General features: G+C 68.9%; 3 pseudogenes. 1 reads left to right on the top strand and 2 read right to left on the bottom strand.

What is annotated here, in order from left to right:
• Both EN994_RS34255 and obgE (EN994_RS34250) read right to left on the bottom strand, forming a co-directional pair.
• Positions 1 to 208, bottom strand: a pseudogene (locus tag EN994_RS34255) (glutamate 5-kinase); the annotation flags it as partial.
• A gap of 4 nt (positions 209 to 212) precedes the next feature.
• A pseudogene (obgE, locus tag EN994_RS34250) lies at positions 213 to 545 on the bottom strand (GTPase ObgE); the annotation flags it as partial.
• Between obgE (EN994_RS34250) and obgE (EN994_RS34245) the strand changes: the two are divergent.
• A pseudogene (gene obgE, locus EN994_RS34245) lies at positions 540 to 643 on the top strand (GTPase ObgE); the annotation flags it as partial. The pseudogenes obgE (EN994_RS34250) and obgE (EN994_RS34245) sit on opposite strands and share 6 nt — an antisense overlap.

Below are 643 nucleotides of genomic sequence, written 5' to 3'. Positions count from 1 at the left end.
GGGCTCGCTGGCCGAGGCAAAGGATGGTGCGGCCAGGCGCGATGGAGCCGGACGAGACGACGAGGATTTGAGCGGCGCCCTGGGCCAGCCCGGCAATGTCGTCGGCGAGCGAAGCCAGCCAGTCGCGCTTCAGGCCCGTCGCGCGGTCGACGAGCAGCGCCGAGCCGATCTTGACGGTGATGCGCCGATATTTTCTCAGCGACTGCATGACCCTATTTGTCCCAGCGCGTCTCGACCGGCGCCGCGATCTGCGCGCGCGCCTCAGCAATCACCGCCATCAGCGCCCGCTGCACCGCCTCGACGCCCTCGCCGGTGACCGCCGACAACAGCATCGGCGCGCGGCCGGCAGCGCGTTTCAGCGAGGCGACCTTCTTCTTGCGCGCATCGGCGTCGAGCGTGTCGACCTGGGAAAGCGCCAGGATCTCGACCTTGTCGGTGAGGCCATGGCCATAGGCGTCGAGCTCGGCTCGCACGGTCTTGTAGGCCTTGCCCGGATTTTCCTCCTGCGCCGAAACCAGATGCAGCAGCACACGCGTGCGCTCGACGCCGATGCGCGCAAGAAGAAGGTCGCCTCGCTGAAACGCGCTGCCGGCCGCGCGCCGATGCTGTTGTCGGCGGTCACCGGCGAGGGCGTCGAGGCGGT

Origin of the sequence: Mesorhizobium sp. M7A.F.Ca.CA.002.09.1.1 (assembly GCF_003998555.1) — a bacterium.
Classification (GTDB): domain Bacteria; phylum Pseudomonadota; class Alphaproteobacteria; order Rhizobiales; family Rhizobiaceae; genus Mesorhizobium; species Mesorhizobium ciceri.
The sequence above is the reverse complement of the archived record's forward strand: the minus strand, read 5'-3'. Positions and strand labels throughout refer to the sequence as shown.